Here is a 764-nt window from a genome sequence, read left to right on the forward strand (position 1 = left end):
AGGGAACCTCTGATTAAGCCCCCGAATTCCGGTAAAATAGCCTAAACCCAACTTCGTGCCTAATCCAATGTCTCAATTGACCTTTGCAGAAGCAGAATTCAGCAACAAGAAGCGCCAGACCCGCCGCGAGAAGTTCCTTTCCAAAATGGATGCGTTGATTCCATGGAAAAAGCTCGAGAATCGAATTCGGCCAGTCTATCCAAAAATCGGCAATGGTCGACGTCCATACCCATTGTCCGTGATGCTTCGTATCCACTGCATGCAGCTGTTTTACAACCTTAGCGATCCCGCGATGGAAGATGCGCTATATGAAATCGAGTCTATGCGGCGCTTTGCGGGCCTGCGCCTGTCAGATAGTCTGCCTGACGAAACCACGATTTTGAAGTTTCGCCATTTGCTGGAGAAGCACAGTCTCGGCAAGAAGTTATTCCGAGAGATCGAAAAGCACCTCGCTGAACATGGGCTGACCCTGCGTGAAGGGACGATCGTTGATGCGACGATCATCGCCGCCCCCAGTTCTACAAAAAATCGTGAGGGGAAGCGAGATCCAGAGATGCATCAGACCAAGAAAGGCAATGAGTGGCAGTTTGGGATGAAGATGCATATTGGTGTAGATGATGGGTTGGGTTTGATTCACAGCATTGAAACCACCGGAGCGAATGAGCACGATATTACGCAAACGGAAAAATTACTGCATGGCGACGAAACGCGAGTTTGGGGAGATGCCGGCTATCTCGGTGTAGAGAAGCGACCTGAGCATAAAA

1 protein-coding gene is annotated in these 764 nt (G+C 49.7%); it reads left to right on the forward strand.

Annotation, left to right across the window (positions count from 1 at the left end; genetic code table 11):
* Nucleotides 1-67: 67 nt before the first annotated feature.
* The coding region (locus tag FDY93_RS19300; protein ID WP_138237389.1) for an IS5 family transposase at nt 68-764 on the forward strand (697 nt) is incomplete at its 3' end.

The sequence above is a fragment of the Microbulbifer harenosus genome (assembly GCF_005771435.1).
In the GTDB taxonomy this organism is placed as follows: domain Bacteria; phylum Pseudomonadota; class Gammaproteobacteria; order Pseudomonadales; family Cellvibrionaceae; genus Microbulbifer; species Microbulbifer harenosus.